The sequence below is a fragment of the Streptomyces rhizosphaerihabitans genome (genome assembly GCF_025399795.1).
GTDB lineage: Bacteria > Actinomycetota > Actinomycetes > Streptomycetales > Streptomycetaceae > Streptomyces > Streptomyces rhizosphaerihabitans.
In genome coordinates this window covers 1-17,866 of the sequence record NZ_JAODTZ010000041.1, presented here as the reverse complement: position 1 = coordinate 17,866, position 17,866 = coordinate 1, and the positions used below count along the sequence as shown (strand labels likewise).

Below are 17,866 nucleotides of genomic sequence, written 5' to 3'. Positions count from 1 at the left end.
CTGGACGACATGACCGCCCTGGTATGGGACTTCGGCGACTACCACTCGCCGATCCGCAGGGCCTGGCGAGAGCTGGGGAGCACGGCAGCAAGAAACGGAAAGTGGATCAAGGACGTTCAGGAGTCTGACCCGTTCCTGGTCCCCTATTCCATCGCTGTCACCGTGCTCCAACAGATCACCGACGGCTACGTCTACCTGGACAAGTACCTGGCCTTCATGGTGACGCTCAACCCCGTGGAGCCCGACATCCTCAGGAAGGTCTTCACCTACCTAGAGGGCATCGTCCGTAAGGTCCCTCTGGACGAGATCCCCTTCATGGACCAGCCCACCTTGGCCAGGCTGGTAGCCGACGCCGCGCCCCGGCGGCACAGCCTCGCGGAGAACATCCTTCAGCCAGAAGACGGCAAGCCCGCCAGCCCGGACAGCTGGGCATATGAGGCAGTGAAGTGGCACATCGCCAGGAAGCTGGCCTCGAAGACCTTCCTCGACCAGGAAATCGAGCCAGTCCTTGAGGCGTACAAGGCTGCGAACGGCGAAACGAAGCACCGGACCGCCGACTGGCGGCCCTCCGAAAACATCGCGGCAGTGCAGTACCGGCCGATCAGCACCGGTGACCTGATTGCCTGGGACCAGCCCATCGGCCCGGTTTTCGCCAGCCTCGCCCACCCGGTCGACCTCGACGAAGCGATCAAGGCCCTTCCCGAGAACCCCACCCGCAGCCAAGTCCAGTACGCGATGTCTCGTCTGTCGGTGAAGATGGCCACCTACACTGCCGAGCCGAACCCCGTACTGAATCTCGACGCACACATCCGACGCGTCAACAACACAGTGATCCATGCCAGCACCGTCCTCGTGGACCAGGGAGCGGACAGGCCCCTCATGTCCGTGTCCCTTGACGGGCGCGGCCTGCGGCAGACGAACAAGCACGCGCTGGAAATCCTGGCGAAGATGAACGCCGACCGGTCATCGCTCACCGCTATCGAGAAGCGCGTCACCGACGAGCGCAACCGGCTGAATGCCAAGGACGAGAACGGCAAGCGGATCGACATCCTGACGCCGCCACCTGGTGCGATCAGGCCAACCATGCCCAAGACAGACTCCTTCGCCGTCGGAACCGGCGCCGGCATCTACCACCTCTCGCTGCTGCGGAACCACGTCCAGCGCGTCTTCGGCGACACAGCCTCCCTGCTCGACCTCAAGTCGAAGGGCAATGTCTTCGGTAAGCGTGCCCACGAGCCTGCCACCGCCGCCCAGGAGAAAGAGAAGAAGCAGAAGAAGCAGGACGGCGAGTACGTCGATCTCATCGGCAAGCCCTCTCCCGAGGGCATCCACCGTTCCATCGAGGCGGCCGGGTACAAGAAGCTCCGCATCCTGTGCCTGTGGTACCGGGAAGCGACCCTCACCCGGATGATCCACGGCCTTGCCCACCCTTACGGCCTCGATCCCCACGACATCGACCCTGACCCCAGCGGAGAGAAGACGTTTCCGCTCGCCGATGGCATCGAAGCTGTCTTCTGCAACGCCGAAGCCCTGCTGGAGCACGGCTCCGGTGCTCAGCGCACCGCCGACGCCCAAACGATCATAAGCAGGTTCGCAGAGCCCGGGGTTCTCCTCGCCGCGTGGTGCGAAACGGAAATCCCGGTGCGCGGCGAGGAGCACGAGGGCATGAAATCCGCCGAGGTGAAGACCGCCCTTGCGGAGAACGATGCCAAGCACCAGGTCGTGCGAGAACTCGCCAAGGCCGCAGTGCCGTCTCAGTTCCTCGTCGGCCGCGAGTACGACTCCTTCACCAAGACCTTCAACATCATTAAGAAGCCCGCGAAAGCCTTCGAAGACCACCGCGTCTACATGGGTGTGCTGGACCTCTACCGTTCATGCGGCGTCGTGGACGACCGCTTCGAGCGTGCCCTCTACCCCGACGACGATCCGTACCCGCTGCCCCGCATGGCGTTCTGCGGCATCCACATCCGCAAACAGGCCACAGACCGCAAGTACAAGGGCGCACCCAAAAGGATCATCACGGCCAGTGCGATCATCCCGTCTCCTGAACCGGGCGGCCCCTGGCGCATGATCGGTTGGAGTAACATCCACCCGCGGTGGGAGCACTACGCCCTCGCGCAGAGCAACTTCCACGCCGCCAACTACCCCCTTCACACAGAGAACGGGGACAGCGACTTCCAGCGCTGGGCACAGGCCGGCGATAACGTCCGCACCGCCCTCCAAGAGCTCCACGACGAACTCGACGGCCTGCCCTACGCCCTGATGATCGACGGCCACGCGAGTCGCCGCGTATGGCCTGGCCTTCACAACAACAAGCAGGGCCTCGGGAAGGATCCCGATGACCCGCGCCTCTGGCTTCCCGCAAGCGGACTACCTCCGTCCTGGAACCCGGCCAGCATCATCCGCATGAACTGCGCGCAAGCAGAGATGCCCCGTCTGGTCGCCGTCACCGAGAAGCAGAAGAACGGCAAAACCGTCCCGCTCAAGACCTCCAGCGACCTGTACTACCCGGAGGACCGACCCGAAGGTCACCCGTGGTTCCTGTTCACCGAACCCCGCAACTACGGCAAGAAGCGACACGGTCAGTGGAAGACCCGCTGGCGGGCCAAACCCGGAAAGGCGTCGAAGAACGCCGACGAACGCAAGGAGAACGAACTCAACTCACCGTGGTACAGCATGACCACGCGGGAGATTACCCCCATGCACACGCGGGACGGCTACGACCGAGAGATTCTCGCGGTCGCCGCGGCACGGCTCAGCCACCAGGCGCTCTCCTGGGCGGACCGGACGCGATACCCCGCTCCCCTCCACGCCGCGCTCCAGATGGACCTTGGCCACCCCCAGTACCGACGCTCCGAGCCGAAGGATCCCGAGAGCATCGAGATCCTGAAGGAGGCCAGCGGGTACTGACTTGTAGAGCATCAGTGGCAGCAAAGGGGCCGACCGCCCTTCGTGCGCTGCACGACCGCATCGGTTGCACCTCGACCCACCATGGCTCGAAGATCAGCCGCTCGAGTCGCACAGATATGACCGCGATGGCGGGCAGCACGCACCGGACTCGAACATAGGGTCGCCCAACTGGCCGGAACGACGTGAAGCCGGGCCCCGTCCGGGAGCCCGGCTTCATAGCGCGGGAGTACAGCTCAGCTGGCGGGGGCAAGCAGGAGCTTGTCCCGCGTACTCTCCGGCAGCACCCTGCGCAGTACCGGTGCCGTGGAGCTGAGCGAGGAGGCGAAGGCGGCAACAAGGCCGTGCGGCACGCTGGCACTGAACGACGCAGCCCACAAGTACGAGGCACCCATCCCGAGCTCAGCCCACGCCTGCCAGCCCGTCGCACCCGGCTCTTCCGCCTCGACCGTCAGAGCGCGGGGGTCGGAGTCCTGGATGAGGGGCGGCACCTCGCCGAGGCTGAGGCGGGAAGTGAAGGTGGGATGCATTGCCGCCGCATGCGGTTGATCGGCGTCACGCAGCCAACCATGCGCAGCGACCGAATCGAGCACCACCTCAGGGCCGGCGGACACAGCGCTGGGCTGGCCGCATGCGTCGAGCGCCACAAGAAGGTCGGCGATGAATTCACCCGGGACGTCGCGGGTGAAGTAGGCGGACCAGTCCGCGAGCGGATTGCTCACATCCGAACGGGCCGACACCTGCCACGCGATCGGCAGCCCACCAAGATGGAATGGCTCGTCCGACAGGACCCACTGAGCCCACCGAAGGCCGTCGGGACTGATGTGCAGGACCGTGCTGCGCAGCACCTGATGGTCCTCCAGCGGCTCGTCGAGCTCACGGCGCCCGCGAACGACGGTCAGGCTCGTCCAGCCGATGCCGGAGAGACGGTCCGCGACGGCATCGTAGGGACGTCCGTCATCGCCGGCCAAGTGCCGGGGGCCGACCCAATACGCGGACGAAGCACCAATCGCAACGGATGGATCGAACGGGAAATCCGGACTCAGGAGCGCCTCCAAGGCATGGGAGTAGATCTTCTGCCCGCAGAGGACGCGGGCGGGGTGCCAGGGGGCGACACGGCAAAGTAATCGGCGGCGGAAACCCAGGGCTTACCGGATCCACTGCCATTACTCCGAACCACGTGACCTGAAGATCTCAGGGAAGGTCGTTTACCTTGACATGCCTTGCCCCGCGTGGCCAGTCTTTCTACGAGTATTCCTGTCTGCCGTCGGCGAACTCCTGTCCTGCGTCATCCAATCGAGGCGTTTGACAGCGAACCCAGTCGCTTCGACCTTTCTGACAGTGAATCCAGTCGGAGAGGTAATCACGCTGGAGGGGGACGAATGCCGGTGGTGGAGAGTGCTGCCCCGTACATCGAGGTGTCATGTCGTGTGGACGGCCAGCGCGGGAGCAAGCGGCGCCGCCCATTGTTGGACTGCGCGACGGCTAGGTTCGAAGATGCCGTGCCGGTCCGGCCGTTTCCGTGGTCGTGGGGCGGGCGTCATTTCCTGGGGTGGCACTGGGCGGCGACGACGGGCAGCACGTCGGCTTTGAGTCGTGGTTGGAGCGGGACCGGCTGGTTCTCATGGACTTCGATCCTGCGACCGGCCGCGCTCCTAGCTTCCGCGCAGGACGAACTACACACGTACTTGGACGCCAGCCGGGCCATTCGCACCTCACCAACAAAACGACGGCGGCCCAACCCCAGCCGCGCCCTTCCTGCCGGGCAGCTGAGTTCGCGACGTCCGCTCCCCCCGCACAGCCGTGCGCGCGCCGCCGCCTAAGATCGCACATCACGGTGGAGCAGTAGGCGGGGAGGACGGGGAAAGCCGTGCGATTCGGGGTAATTTATGGCGACCATCGCTGGGCCGAAGGTGGCGCCGTGGCGGAGGACCTCTTCGATGCGCTCCTCGTCCACGACGCCTGGGACGACTTCGGGTACCGCACCATGTTCACGTTGCGCATTCTTACGAGGGAGGGCTGGACCGAGGTCGGCACCGTGAAGATCGGCCACGTGGCGATGGACGGCGAGGATGGAGCCAACGTGCTGCTTCCGGAGCGCTTCAGCCGACTGGACAGCTCGCGGTACTTCTCAGTAGGCCAGGATGAAAGCTATTACTACACGCTGCGCGAGATGCCCGGCGCCGTCCGGGAAGAAGTGCTCACCGCGCTCCGGGACATCGCCTACGACGAGGACTCCTTCCGCCTCGCGCGGAACCAAGATGTGACCCGTACTTCGCTACTGCGCTTCGTCAAGATGTCGACCGTGCGCGGGCAGCTGCAGCGCATCGCACGCGGTGGAGCGCGCCGGGTGAACTTCGACATCGCCTACGAGCCGCCGTTGCCACCCACAACGGATCCCGTGCGGTTCCGGTTCAAGGTCGAGCCCGGCTCCCGGCCGGCCAGCAACGTGCACGCCCTGACCGGGCGGAACGGCGTGGGGAAGTCATACGTCCTTTCCCACTTGGCCCGCGCCGTCGCTGCGGTCGAGCCACAGCCGCGGGAGCTCGGGCAGGTCATCGAGTACGGCCGCGAGGGCCGCTCCTTCAACAACCTGGTGACTGTCTCGTTCAGCGCCTTTGACGACTTCCCCCTCGTCGAGGGCGACGAGATGTTCATCGCTTCCTACGTGGGCCTGCATGTTCAGGGTTCACGATCCCCCAGGTTCAAGACCCCTGGCGGGCTCAGGAAGGACTTCGCGCACGCCATGAAGGCATGTCTGACGCGCGAGCGCAGCCCACAATGGATCAGGGCATTGCGCACACTCGACTATCCCGGGAGTGGGCTCCTGGAGGAGGGCTGGCTGGAGAACTTCGAGCACACCGCCAGCCTGAACAGCCGCGAGAAAAAGGCCCGGCAGCTTTTCCGCCGCCTCAGCGCCGGCCACCGGCTCGTTCTGCTCACCATGACCCGGCTCATCGAGCACGTGAGTGAGCGGACCCTCGTCATCATCGATGAACCGGAAACCCACCTCCATCCGCCCTTGTTGGCCGCGTTCATGCGTGCGCTGTCCGATCTGCTCACCGAGCGCAACGGGCTGGCCATCGTCGCCACGCACTCGCCGGTTGTGCTCCAGGAGATTCCTGCCCACTGCGTCTGGAAGCTCTGGCGCTACGGCGGGCAGCTCGGAGCCGCGCAGCCTCGCATCGAGACGTACGGCGAGAACGTCGGCGTGCTGACTCACGAGGTCTTCGGTCTGGAACTCACCGAGGCCGGCTTTCTGCACGAGCTGCGGCGTCTGGTCGACGTCGGCTACTCCTACGACGCTGTCCTGGAACATTTCAGCGGACAGCTGGGCAGCGAGGCGCAGTTGGTGCTCAGCGCCTTGCTCGGCCAGCGCAACGACGTGGAGGGGCACAGCTGATGCAGCACATAGACCCTCCGCCCTTCGACGCTCGCGACGTCTACACCACCTGCATCGGCAACGCCCGCCCCAGCAGCCGAGAACGGCTGGAGTCGTTCACCGACGCGGTGGCCAATGCGGCAAGCGCGTACGAGGTAGCCGCTCATGGCCAGGCCCTTCACACCCTCCAGGGCCTCGCCGCCGCGCCTGCTGCCCCTCGCGACCGCAAGGCCCTGGAGGGGGTCTACACCGACCGGATGGTCAAGGACCGCGCTCCGGGCCGCCGCATCTACGAGGCGCTCAGAGGTACGACCGACGATGAAGGCCGTCGACGGGACAACCGGTGTCCCCTCTGTGGGGAGGGCCTGGTGACCACGCTCGATCACCACCTACCCAAGAACAAGTACCCGCTGCTCAGCGTGGTCCCGGTTAACCTCATTCCGGCCTGCCGCGACTGCAACACCGGCAAGCTCGCCACAGTCCCCGTCAAGGCGGGTGACCAGACCCTGCACCCCTACTTCGACGACTTCTCCCACCACCCCTGGCTCCGCGCTCGCCTAAGGAGGCCACGCGGCAACGAGCAGCCGTCCATGAAGTTCTTCGTATCCCCCCACTCCGATTGGAGCGACACACTCACCGAACGCCTCCAGACCCACCTAAAGGTGTTCGACCTGGATTACCGATACAGCCTTCTGGTCAGTAGCCATATAGCATCCACCAACCACGACCTCACGATGGCGCACACCAACGACATCGCCTTCTGGCTTGAGCGCAAGGCCGAGGGCTGGCGCTACCGGGGTAACCCCAACACGATGGGCTATGCCCTGTTCAAGGCCCTGGCTGCCGACGATTGGTACGTCGACGGCGGCTGGCGCAGCTCAAGCGCGGAGACGAACCTCGAATAATTGGCCCGACAGCCAATCTCCGAGAAGGCCGATATGAGGGGATGCCACCACTTCGGAGAAGAGGGTGCCACGGCTCACTGGGGCTGGACGTGACGCCGCCACCCTCCGAGTTGACCTCCAGCGGTATGAGATGTCTTCGTGGTCAGTCCGCCGCGGGACCGGCCGATGGCGTGGTCATCGGGTTCGCCGACCGGGGCCCCTTTTTACGGGCCCCGGCCACGTGCTGAGGTCGACGGGCTTGTCGTCGGTCCTCTCTCGTGTCGTGATTCTGAGCGCGCCAGAAGCGGCACGACTCGGTTCGATGGCAAAACGACTGGGTTCGATGTCAACGGACAACTCCGATTTTCCAGCCAGAGGTTCGGGTGTCGGTCGCGGTTCGGTGGTTAAGGTGCCAATGGCTATTTGATGCCTGCTCTTCGGAACCGATCGGGGGAACTGCCCCATGTGAGTGGCTCGATCCGTCAGGGATCTTCCGTCAGATGCCCAGTTCCTGCTCGATCGCCATGGTCACGGCTGGCCATGGAACATTCGGCTCACCGAACAGTCGCCAATAGCGGTACGACGCGCGAACCAGGGAGCTGACGCCCAGCCTCGCCGCACCGGGATCGACCGTTCCGATCGCCCGGCGGGTGATTCCACCAGCCCCTCGCGCGGCGGGACGGATGCCATGCGCGAGGAGAAGAGTGGCCGTGCGGACGGCATCCAGAGTCGGCGATGGCGCCAGGGACACGAATCCACCGAAGACAAGGTCGTTCCACCCCTGCCTCGTCCGTGCCCAGGCCAGGCGTTCCAGCCCGGTGCCCAGGTCTACTGCCATGCGCCCGGGGTTGTCGACGTTCCAAAGGAGGACGATGTCGCCGAGTGACAGGTCGAGGTGGTTGAAGCGAAGGGTGATCCCTTCGACTTGGCGGCGCCGCCATGCTGCAAGCTCGCCGTGGATGCTGATGTGGCGCGCGTGGAAGCCCAATTGCGACAGCACGCTGAGCCAGCCGTCCAAGATGGTTCCGTACTCGTCCAAGCGCTGAATCGGCTGGACACGGGAGACGTTGACGAACGAGGTCAGAAACCCATCCCGGAGGGCACCCGATGCGTCACGCTGCCCGGTGAATCGGACAACAGGCTGGGGCAGGAAGCCACTGCGGTATGTCAGAGGGCGCCCGTCCTTAAGGAGGGGGTCGAGGGCTTGGACAGCTGAGATCGTCAGCTCGGTCTCGCGGCCCCATCGAAGTGGCAGACAGGCGGCCTGTGGGACGCCCTGCGCCGCGAAGCCCGCCTTGAGCCCCGCCAGCAGTTCCTCCCACGACGGGGCGCGGCGAGGCGGACAATACGGAGATCCCCTGTGCACATGCTCGATCGTGATCCGCCCGTCGGAAGCAGAGAACTCCCATTGTTTACCGAGGACTTGCCGTAGCACTGCAGGTAAGTGGCCCTCCGGAGGGGCTGACGCCGCGAGCGCGTGTTCCCTGGTCCCATGCGTCAACATGACCGAGTCGACATCGCCGTGAAGTGGCGAGCCGGATCGAAACGATGCGTCCCGATCTCCTGGACCTCCGTGTGGTTGAGGCCCTCGGCCTGTTCGATCGCCAGAGCCAGAAGTTCCGCGGCTGGCTCGTCGCCTTGGTCTGGGTCGGCCACCGCAATCACCCCCGTCTGATCGCACAGGGCCGCCTCGGCGCAGGTTCCCTCGCGCCACGTGAGCGCGGCCATGGGGGTGCCAGCGCGGAGAGACTCACCGAAGACCGCGGCGCCGGCCTCCACATACGTACGGGCGTAGGTGTAGACGAAGACGGAGGCGTCGCGGATAGCGGCGGTCTTGGCGGGGCCACCGAGTTCGCCGACCCATTTTACGTGGCTTGCGCTGAAGAGGCGTTCGTGGCGTCGCACGTACGCCTCGTCGAAGACCGGGCCGACGATCTGTATTCGGCGGCCGAGCATCTGGGCGGCCCGGACTGCGATGTGCGGCGCCTTTTCCTGGTCTATGCGGCCGAGCCACACAAGGTCACTGCCTGCTACGGCCGGCGGCTCGTCCTCATCCAGGCCGAGGTGGACAGCGAGTTCAGGGATCGGCTGATGCTCTGCGTACCGCTCGATCATCTCGGGCGAGTAGCAGTAGAGCCGTGACCGCTTGCCGTCAAAGGCCGAGTCGGCGTGTCGGAAGACGGGTGAGTGCTGGAACGTGGCGACGTCGCAGTCCAGCTCGTTCCAGGTACGCGTCCAAGCCAGCAGCGACGGATACTCGTGCCCCACGACCAGCAGGTCGTATCCGGCGCTTCGAAGATCGCGCGAGGCGAGCGATCCGGTGGTGATCTCCTCCAGACGGACCGGCTTGCGGACCCAGTCGTGCTCCAGGTCCGTGAGCCAGCCCGGCCCAAGGAGGTGTACGTCGGCGCCTGCGGCTCGGGCGCCCACGGCGACCGCCCACAGCCAGCGTTCGATCCCGCCGTACCCGGCGGGTGGAAAGGCGTAGCTACCAGGGAAGTCGCAGACGCCGACGAGCACGTTATGCCTCCGGTGTTCCGTCCGCCGAGATACGGCGGAAGCCGAGGTACGGGAAGAGCGATTCAGGCAGGACGAGGGAGCCGTCCTCCTGCTGGGACTGTTCGAGAAGCGCGGCGACGGTTCGGCCGACGGGGAGACCGGAGCCGTTGAGCGTGGCGACGAGCTTGGGCTTGCCGTCCTCACCGCGGGTGCGGATGTTCGCGCGGCGGGCCTGAAACGTGCCGAAGTTGGAGATCGAGGAGATCTCGCGGTACGTGTTCTGGCTCGGGATCCAGACCTCGATGTCGTACGTGAGCTGGGCGGAGAAGCCCGTGTCGCCGGCAGGGAGGGTGACGACCCGATAGGCGAGGCCGAGTTCCTTCAGGCACGCCTCGGCATGGCTGACCATCTTCTCCAGTTCGGCGTCAGCGTCCTTCGGGTCGACGATCCGGACCATCTCCACCTTGGAGAACTGGTGCTGGCGGATCAGGCCCCTGGTGTCGCGCCCGTACGATCCGGCCTCCGAACGGAAGCAAGGCGTGTGCGCGGTGAGCGCCAGTGGCAGCTCGGCGGGAGGGATGATCTCGTCGGCGTAGAGATTGGTCAGCGGCACTTCGGCGGTCGGGATCAGGAACAGCTCTCGGTCGGCGACGCCGGTCTTGAACAGGTCCTCTTCGAACTTCGGCAGCTGCCCAGTGCCGGTCATGGTCTTGCGGGTGACCAGGTAGGGAACCGCGTGCTCGATGTACCCGTGCCGACGGGTGTGGAGGTCGAGGAAGAGCGTGGCCAGGGCTCGCTCCAGCGCTGCTCCGGCGCCGCGGGAGACCGCGAAGCGCGGGCCGGAGAGCTTCGTCGCCCGTGCGAAGTCGAGGATGCCGGTGGCCTCACCGAGGTCGACGTGGTCCTTCGGCTCGAACGGGAACGCGGGCGGTGTGCCGACGCGCCTGACCTCGACCGCGAACTCATCGGAGTCACCGTCGGGTGCGGCGTCGTCCGGCAGGTTCGGAATGCTGAGGAGGAGGTCGCGGAGCTGCTCCTGGACCTGCTCCTGCCCGGCCTCGATCTCGCGGATCTCGTCCTTCAGCTCGCGAGCGCGCTCCTTCAGCTTGGCGATGTCACCGCCCTGTTTGGCCGTCTGCTGGACCTCGCTCGCCACCCGCTTCGACTCCGCCCGCAACTCGTCGGCCGAGCGGATGTTCTGGTTGCGCCGGGACTGGAGGTCCTCCAGCTCGGGCAGGTCCAGTGTGTAACCGCGACGAGCGAGCCGACGAACCGCTTCGGCACCCATTTCAATCAGGGCGCGGGCATCATGCATGAGGAAGATCCTTCTGATCCGGCGAGTGGGATGCGGATTCGACGGTAGCAACCGCCGAGCCTCCGTCGATCCGCAATATGGACGCGCCACCGTGGTCGTCGGCTTCTTGGTGCGTGTCTCGGTCAAGATCACTCAGCAGCGCCGTGATCCGGACGGGCAGCTCGTCGTCAGCTATGGCGATTGGCTCGATATAGGGCGCCTCCGGAAAGAAGAGCGGCATGGCCTCGTTCGAGCAGCGGCTCTTGTGCCAGAGGAGTACGGAGATCAGCAGGCCATGCCCTACGAGCACACGGGGCCCTGGGTGCTCCAGGGCAGCGAGCACTCCCGTGAGCATTCTCCGGATGCCCTCTCGCTGGGATTCGGTTCCGCCCTCCGGGCGCTTGGCCGTGCCGTGGCTGTCAAGCCAGACCGCGTATTCCAGGAACGGGCTGCCTTCGAAGATTCCGTAGTCGAGTTCGTTCAGGTGAGGGTCGATGACGAGCACCGCTGCGGGAACACCCATCAACAGAAATGCTGTCTGCTGAGCGCGGGGGAATTCGCTGGTCAGCCACGTCCGCACGGTGTGGAGAGGGAGGGTCGACCAACCTCGGCTCAGCGACTGCCGCCCCTCCTCAGTCAACTGGATGGGCTTGGACGGGTCGCCATTGACCAGATACCGCCTGCTGTAGTTCGTCTGCCCGTGGCGGAGGATGTAGGTGGTCACGAGTCCCTCCTTGGGATCGACGGTGAAAGGCTGGAGAGCACTCCCGACATGCGTTGTGCCCTCGGGTCTCCGACCTCGATGTAGAAGAGGAGTCCGTCGACGGCCAGTGCTCTGCACCATGGCGCGAGTACCGGGACGGGGATTCTGGAGATGCGGGCGGCAGAGGCGAGCCGCCTGTCGGTTCCATGTCCGAGGTCGTAGTAGACGGTCCAGAAGGCCCAGTCGAACACCGCGTCGCCCACCATAGGCAGCGGATCGAGCAGGCGCGGGAGGCCCATCCAGTCGAAGGGCACGTTCTCGCGGTACAGGTCAGCGTGCAGGACCGTCGTGCGATCTGCGTCTTCCTTCAGGTCGGCAAGTGACGGGCATGCGGCTTCGACGAGGGGACGCCATGCACCGCGGCGGAGTGTCTGTATCCGTTGCTCGATCCGGGGCAGCATTTCCGTTCGGAGGTGGTCTGCGAGCAGAGGGAGGCCGGTGGGCCGGTTTCTGCGCCGGCCGAGGGTATGCAACCCTTGAAGGGCGGCAGCAACCATCTGCATTTCGCGTGCTGGCCGCTCCGCACCACCGGGGCGGCCCCCCACCAGTTCCAGGGCGGCAACCCCAAGATCGTTCGCCGTCTCGACAACGTCCGCAGTGGGGCCGCCAGCCCACAGTTGCAGCGCGCTGATCTCGTGCCGGTACCGAGCAGGGTCAGTCCATGCCTTGAGGAGCAGCGGACGGCCGTCGGAGGAGGTCGCCAACGCGATCACTGAGGCGTGTCCGGCGTCGTAGTAGCCGCCGAGGGACAGCTTCCAGCGCTCCGCGGCCTGTTCCAGCAGACCAGGCGCCGCGTGCAGCCAGGCTTGGACCGCTGGCCCGTAATGCGCGAGCAATCGCTGTCGGCACCCTGTGGAAATCTCTCCGAGCGTCCGCGTCCTCATCAGCTCAGCACGATCCCGTCAGAAACGAGCTCATCCGTGATGGCCGGGAACTCGCCGAGAGCCTCCGTGACCAGCGCCTGCACCTTGTCGAACTCGGCGTCAGGCGAGGACAGGCGGACGAGGATGCGCCAGGGTTGATCGAGCCGCTGCCCTGTGGTGCTCACCAGATGAACTTCGGCGTGCCCTCCGGTTGCCTCGTGAAGCTGGCTGGCGAGTCGCTGCGCAGCCACGTTGTAGAGCTTGCCGACGTGGTAGACGGGATTCTTGCCATTGGCACCCTCCAGGTTCATCGGCCGTAATGGCGTGATCAGCCCGTTTACGCGGTTGCCTCGCCCCACCACGCCCTCGTCCCCAGATTCGATCGAGCTGCCGGAGTAGGTCAGGTACAACTCGTCCTTCTCCGGGACGTCGCGTGCGTTCAATCGGAAGCGGGCCTTGGAGCCGGGCAGTCGAAGGTCGGCAAGCCGGTAGCACTCAGCGAGGACACTCTCGGTGTTTCCGACGTACTCCGCGCGGCTGCCGACGTGGCGCGACTTCTGGGGGACGCACAGCACTACATCCGCCTGCTCCCCGTCCCAGTACCCCATGAGCTTGACGTCCGAGCCGCACCACGCGCGGGGGAGGGTGAACTCGCTCTCGCCGGAGAAGTGGTCCACCAGCTCACGGACGAAGGACTCGAAGGGGTTCTCCGGCGCCCAGCCAGTGCCGAGGGAGGTGTCGTTCGAGAGCCGCACACGCCGCTCGCGAAGATCGTCTATGGAGCGTGGGTTGAACCAGCGGGTTCGGTCCGGCACCGCGTCGCCGGTGAGGACGGCGCCTGGACTCGAATTGCTGGTGATGTTGAAGGTGATGTCGAGGTGCTCCGAAACCTCGGCGAGCCGCTCGGCGAAGAACGCCCGAACCTCGGCTTCCACGATCTCCGTGACCGGGATGCGCTCGCCAGCGCAGGCTGGTGCCGCCCTCCCGTTGACCAGGACCCGCACCGGCGACGTCATCCCACCTCCCCCGTAGCGGACCTCGCTGGCCCCACCGAGGAGGGCGAGCTTGTCGAAGTTGTGGTGCAGCACGGCGCCGAAGCGCTCAACGGTGTAGCGGCTGTAGGCGCGGGACAGTCGCTCGGCAAGATGGTCGGCAAGGGTGTCCGGGTGGCCGAGTCCTTTGCGTTCCACGATGGTCGTCGCGTCCGGCTGGGCCATGCCGGTGTCGATGACGAGGTGGCTGTTGTCGATGGTCGTGCTCGTACGAGGCATCACGAACTCCCGTTCAAGGGGGCAGAAGCGGATGAGCACAGGCGTCAGCACGCCTGGACGAGCGATGAAGCGTGGATTCAGCGAGGAACGCCGACAGCGCGGAGGCGGAAGATGGCGTGAGATAGAGACTTGTACGCGGAGGCGGCCTGCTCTTCGGCAGCGACTCGGTATACGTCGTTGGCGGTGACGCGGCCGGTGTCGTCGGGTCGACGCCGGTCGAGCCAGAGGAGCAGTCGCCAGGCGAGAACCGGCCCGCTGAACGGCAGCCGGGTCACGAGATCGATCGGGACACGTCCGGGTGGCACGCCCTCGTACAGCAGGTCGCGTATGAGGTGGAAGACCACGTCGGTGTAGTCCAGGACGGCCGGCCCACGGGCGCTCGCCTCCCAGTCGACGACGTGCAGTCGAGCGCCATCGACGAGGAGGTGCTCGGCCTTGAGGTCACCGTGCAGGTGAACAACCGGGTGCGCATCAATGGCTTGAAGGGCCGTGCTCAGCACCGCCCACCAAGACAGTCGCTGACAGCGAGGAGAGAGCTGGTCCAGAAGGAACTGGCGGGGCGAATCGAGATCTGCACGCGTCGCTTCCCACCCGGATCCTGAAGTGAGACCAGCAGTGGACCGGTGCAGTCGTCCACTCACAGCCACGACGTGACCGATGTATTCCTCAATTGCCTCGTGCGTGCCTATCGAGCACGGCGTCCCAGCCACCGACCGGAAAGCTGTCCACGATCCGGCTTCGCCCCTCCCCGTGGCCAGAACGTGCGGAACCAAGATTCCCCGTAAGGCGGCGCGCTTGATCGTTGCGACCTCGCGCCGACGCCGGCCCTCGGGATCGACGCCCACGTAGACCTTCAGGAATGCACTGCCGTCCGTGGCGCGCCGCGTTTCGGAGTACGGCTTGAGGGCTGCCGGTCCAAACGGGCCGAGATCACGCTCGATCCACGGCTCCGCCATGTTTGCGCTGCCCATCCTTCTCACCTCCATCCTGCCGATGCCGCTGCGAGTGAACTGGTCGTCAGCGCCGCCGACGTGGCTGTGCCAGGTAGTCGCTGTTCGCAGCCGCTTGCTGCTGGGCTTGCGGAAGTGCCATCATCCTGGTCCGCCAAGTCCTATTCGAGGACTCTGACAGGTCGTCAAGAGGACAGCTATAGGGCTTTTCTGTTCGTCCGTGGATGATTTTGCGCCGTGGCGGGGACATCGCGTGGCACTCTCTGACGAGAGTTCATCCCCGAGGAGATCCATGTCCCGTCCCGCAGGCAACACCCGACTCAAAGCCGCCCGCATGGCTGCCGGATACAACTCCCAACAAGCCCTGGCTGACGCCATCACCAAGGCCGCACCCAAGCTCGGCATCCGAGGACTGGCCGTCGGCGTCCGACAGATCCGGCGCTGGGAATCCGCCACACCGCCCTGGCCCCAGCCCGACGTTCACCGAGTCCTGACCCACCTGTTGGGCCAGAGCATGGAGGACCTCGGCTTCACCCCGCCCTGGGGGGTTGAAGAGCGCCAGCCCGAAACGACAGCCAGCCATTCCTCACACCGACGCCTGCCCAGAGCGCGGCTGGCCTCAGTCCCCGCTCAGTCCACCATCGCGACACAACCAGCCACCGTTGGCAACGACTTCGAGGCCGTTACCCGATCCCACCGACACCTGTACTGGTCGGTGGCACCGGCCACCCTGCACCCAGCAGTCATGGAACACGCTCGGCTTGGCTGTGCTCTGTTGCCCGAGACAGCGAACCCCACCCGCAGGATCCTCGCCGCTGCCCTGGCCGAGTCCTACCTGCTCGCCGGCCGCATCGAATTCTTCGACCTACGCCAGCCCGACCAGGCATCCGAAACCCTCCTGCGCGCACTGCAGGCCGCAGGCGAAGCAGACGACTCACTCCTCGGATCGGCAGTCCTCGCTCACATGGCCTTCATACCTGGGTGGGCAGGAGATAGGGACGCAGCGGTCGAGCGCATGGTCGCTGCGCGCACCTACGCACGCCGCGAAGACGCCTCCGCGGAACTCTGGGCCTGGCTGGATGCCGTCGAAGCCGAGTGCGAGACCCGCTGCGGGAACCCGCGGACCGCACTACAACTGATCAGCCATGCGGAGGACACCCTCGCCGCAGGCTCCGAGCACCCCACCCCGGTCTGGATGGACTGGTTCAGCCCCGTCCGCCTGGCTGCCTTCAAGGGCAATACGCAGCTCAAGGCCGGCCACTTCCCCCAAGCGCGGGAAACCCTCGGCCAGGTCCTCAACGACCTGCCGCCTACATCCGACAAGCAGCGCACCGTCATCCTCGGCGACCTCGCCGCGGTCGAAGCTGCGGACAACCGACCGGAGGAGGCATGCCGGTACGCAACCCAGGCGCTCGACCAACTCGCCGTCACCTGGTACGCCACCGGTATGGACCGCGTCCGCGAGGTCCGGCGCACGCTCACTCCCTGGCAGAGCGAGCAGTGCGTCCGGGACCTCGACGACCGTCTTTACGACTGGGGAACGACAGTCAGCGCTCTCCAGCGTTGAATTTAGCGATCTTCTCCGGCAGCTCCGCCAACGAGTCGATCCGCATCGTCGTAATCGCGTCGGAGTCCGGATCACGCTGCTGAATCGTGCCCCAGGGCCCACGCCGGATCAGCGCTGTCAGCAGGCCGGCCTGCACGGCCGGGCGGATGTCGTTGTCGAGACGGTCGCCGACGTACAGGATTTCGCCCGGCTCGGCAGGCGTCGCCTCAATGACGTGCTCGAAGAAGGCCACATCTGGCTTCGAGGCTCCCCAGTCATCGCTGGTGGCGATGAGGTCGGACGGCAGGTCCAGCCCTCGCAGCAGACCGCCGGCCCGAACGGTCTGATTCCCGGCTATGCCTACCCACAGGCCAGCCGCGCGCAGTGCGGTCAGCGTCGGCCGCACATCCGGGTACAGGTCGTCCTCACCGAACCACTCCGGCTTCCCGTCCGCCGCGCGCTTCTCCCGCTCCTCGGCTAGATCGAAACCGGGCTGGAACTCCTGGAACGTCTCCCGGTAGTCCCGACCCTGCGCGATGACCGCCCCAAACATGGCCGCGAAGGTGTGCCGCGGCACCCCCAGCCAGTCCGCCCAGGTTCCGTATTCCCGGGTCTCATTGACGAGGCACTCACCGACGTCGAACACCACAGCACGAATCATGCTCGGAAGATTAGACGGTGCCAGCCGCGTAGAGGCGGAGACGGTCCTCTTACCGGGGTTACGCAGGTGCCTACAGACGGAAGCCTCTCGAGTGTCCAGAGTTCGGGGTCAAGGTCGGCCACTCGCGAGGAGAGACGACCGTGGGGCACCTTCTGGCAGCCGACGACTACGACTGGCCCCAGAGCCAACTCGCCACTGCCAAGGCCCACAACGTCTTCGCCATCCTCTGGGGGCGGCAGCGGGACCACCAGCGTCGTCTCAACCCTCGGCTGACCCCGGACACCACGCCGTGCGCCGCTTAGAGGTCCTAACAGAAGCTGTTGATCATGTGACCTTCGGCTTGGACGGTCGTTGGTCCGGGCGTGGGAACACGTCAGTCGCGGCCGTGGATCGTGTCGGATGAACTGTGGTCGCTCATCGAGCCGTTGCTGCCCAAGCCTGGGCCCAAGCTGGTCGAGGGCAGACCGCGGGTGCCGGACCGGCAGGCCTTGTGCGGGATCCTGTTCGTGCTGCACACCGGCATCCAATGGGAGTACCTGCCGCAGGAGCTGGGCTTCGGCTCGGGCATGACCTGTTGGCGGCGCCTGGCCGCGTGGAATGAAGCCGGCGTGTGGGATCAACTGCATCTGGTGCTGCTGAGGAAGCTGCGGGCCGCGAAGCAGCTGGACTGGTCGCGGGCGGTGATCGACTCCTCGCATGTGCGGGCGGCCCGGCGGGGCCCAAAAGCGGACCCAGCCCGGTCGACCGCGCGCGGCCGGGCAGCAAGCACCACGTCGTCACCGACGCCCAGGGCATCCCGCTCGCGGTGTCGCTGACCGGCGGGAACCGCAACGACGTCACCCAGCT

At 65.8% G+C, this 17,866-nt stretch carries 14 protein-coding genes and 1 pseudogene; 6 read left to right on the top strand and 9 right to left on the bottom strand.

Going from position 1 to position 17,866, the window contains the following annotated elements; all coding sequences use genetic code 11:
* The first annotated feature begins 9 nt into the window (after positions 1-9).
* Positions 10-2,910 carry an RNaseH domain-containing protein gene (locus N4G66_RS31780; protein WP_261707719.1) on the top strand — a complete coding sequence of 967 codons (2,901 nt, stop codon included), beginning with the start codon at positions 10-12 and terminating at the stop codon, positions 2,908-2,910.
* A 233-nt stretch (positions 2,911-3,143) separates the two neighbouring features.
* On the opposite strand, the gene N4G66_RS31775 is transcribed toward N4G66_RS31780, so the two are convergent.
* A complete protein-coding gene (locus N4G66_RS31775; RefSeq protein WP_261707718.1) occupies positions 3,144-3,965 on the bottom strand; it encodes a DUF317 domain-containing protein in 822 nt (273 codons plus the stop codon).
* Positions 3,966-4,828: 863 nt separating this feature from the next.
* On the opposite strand from N4G66_RS31775, the gene N4G66_RS31770 reads away from it, so the two are divergent.
* Together N4G66_RS31770 and N4G66_RS31765 are read left to right on the top strand one after the other, a co-directional pair.
* The gene (locus tag N4G66_RS31770; RefSeq protein WP_261707717.1) at positions 4,829-6,310 is read left to right on the top strand and encodes an AAA family ATPase; all 1,482 of its coding nucleotides are present in this window, start codon (positions 4,829-4,831) and stop codon (positions 6,308-6,310) included.
* The gene (locus tag N4G66_RS31765; protein ID WP_261707716.1) at positions 6,310-7,194 is read left to right on the top strand and encodes an HNH endonuclease; all 885 of its coding nucleotides are present in this window, start codon (positions 6,310-6,312) and stop codon (positions 7,192-7,194) included. The genes N4G66_RS31770 and N4G66_RS31765 overlap by 1 nt, the downstream gene beginning before the upstream one ends.
* A gap of 475 nt (positions 7,195-7,669) precedes the next feature.
* Here N4G66_RS31765 and N4G66_RS31760 read toward each other — a convergent pair whose 3' ends face one another.
* The 7 genes from N4G66_RS31760 to N4G66_RS31730 all read right to left on the bottom strand — a co-directional run bounded on the left by N4G66_RS31760 (position 7,670) and on the right by N4G66_RS31730 (position 14,834).
* Positions 7,670-8,212: a hypothetical protein gene (locus N4G66_RS31760; RefSeq protein WP_261707715.1), complete on the bottom strand. Its 543-nt coding sequence runs from the start codon at positions 8,210-8,212 to the stop codon at positions 7,670-7,672.
* 458 nt (positions 8,213-8,670) lie between these two features.
* Positions 8,671-9,693: a glycosyltransferase gene (locus N4G66_RS31755; protein WP_261707714.1), complete on the bottom strand. Its 1,023-nt coding sequence runs from the start codon at positions 9,691-9,693 to the stop codon at positions 8,671-8,673.
* Between the two features lies 1 nt (position 9,694).
* Positions 9,695-10,987: a serine--tRNA ligase gene (serS, locus tag N4G66_RS31750; RefSeq protein ID WP_261707713.1), complete on the bottom strand. Its 1,293-nt coding sequence runs from the start codon at positions 10,985-10,987 to the stop codon at positions 9,695-9,697.
* Positions 10,980-11,690 carry a histidine phosphatase family protein gene (locus N4G66_RS31745; protein WP_261707712.1) on the bottom strand — a complete coding sequence of 237 codons (711 nt, stop codon included), beginning with the start codon at positions 11,688-11,690 and terminating at the stop codon, positions 10,980-10,982. Before N4G66_RS31745 ends, serS begins: the two co-directional genes overlap by 8 nt.
* On the bottom strand, positions 11,687-12,565 hold the full coding sequence (locus tag N4G66_RS31740) for an aminoglycoside phosphotransferase family protein (RefSeq protein ID WP_261707711.1): 879 nt from the start codon (positions 12,563-12,565) through the stop codon (positions 11,687-11,689). The genes N4G66_RS31745 and N4G66_RS31740 overlap by 4 nt, the downstream gene beginning before the upstream one ends.
* 47 nt (positions 12,566-12,612) lie before the next feature.
* Positions 12,613-13,863 carry a methionine adenosyltransferase gene (locus N4G66_RS31735; RefSeq protein WP_261707710.1) on the bottom strand — a complete coding sequence of 417 codons (1,251 nt, stop codon included), beginning with the start codon at positions 13,861-13,863 and terminating at the stop codon, positions 12,613-12,615.
* A 77-nt stretch (positions 13,864-13,940) separates the two neighbouring features.
* Positions 13,941-14,834 (bottom strand): aminoglycoside phosphotransferase family protein, encoded by an 894-nt coding sequence (locus tag N4G66_RS31730; RefSeq protein ID WP_261707709.1) that lies wholly within the window; start codon positions 14,832-14,834, stop codon positions 13,941-13,943.
* A 271-nt stretch (positions 14,835-15,105) separates the two neighbouring features.
* Here N4G66_RS31730 and N4G66_RS31725 point away from each other — a divergent pair, with 271 nt between their 5' ends.
* Entirely contained in the window at positions 15,106-16,380 is a 1,275-nt protein-coding gene (locus tag N4G66_RS31725; protein WP_261707708.1) for a transcriptional regulator, read from the top strand.
* Here the strand turns inward: N4G66_RS31725 and N4G66_RS31720 are convergent.
* Positions 16,361-17,020 (bottom strand): HAD family hydrolase, encoded by a 660-nt coding sequence (locus N4G66_RS31720; protein ID WP_261707707.1) that lies wholly within the window; start codon positions 17,018-17,020, stop codon positions 16,361-16,363. The two genes, N4G66_RS31725 and N4G66_RS31720, sit on opposite strands and share 20 nt — an antisense overlap.
* Positions 17,021-17,160: 140 nt before the next feature.
* On the opposite strand from N4G66_RS31720, the gene N4G66_RS31715 reads away from it, so the two are divergent.
* Positions 17,161-17,322: a hypothetical protein gene (locus N4G66_RS31715; RefSeq protein ID WP_261707706.1), complete on the top strand. Its 162-nt coding sequence runs from the start codon at positions 17,161-17,163 to the stop codon at positions 17,320-17,322.
* Positions 17,323-17,409: 87 nt separating this feature from the next.
* Positions 17,410-17,866 (top strand): annotated as a pseudogene (locus N4G66_RS31710) (IS5 family transposase); the annotation flags it as partial.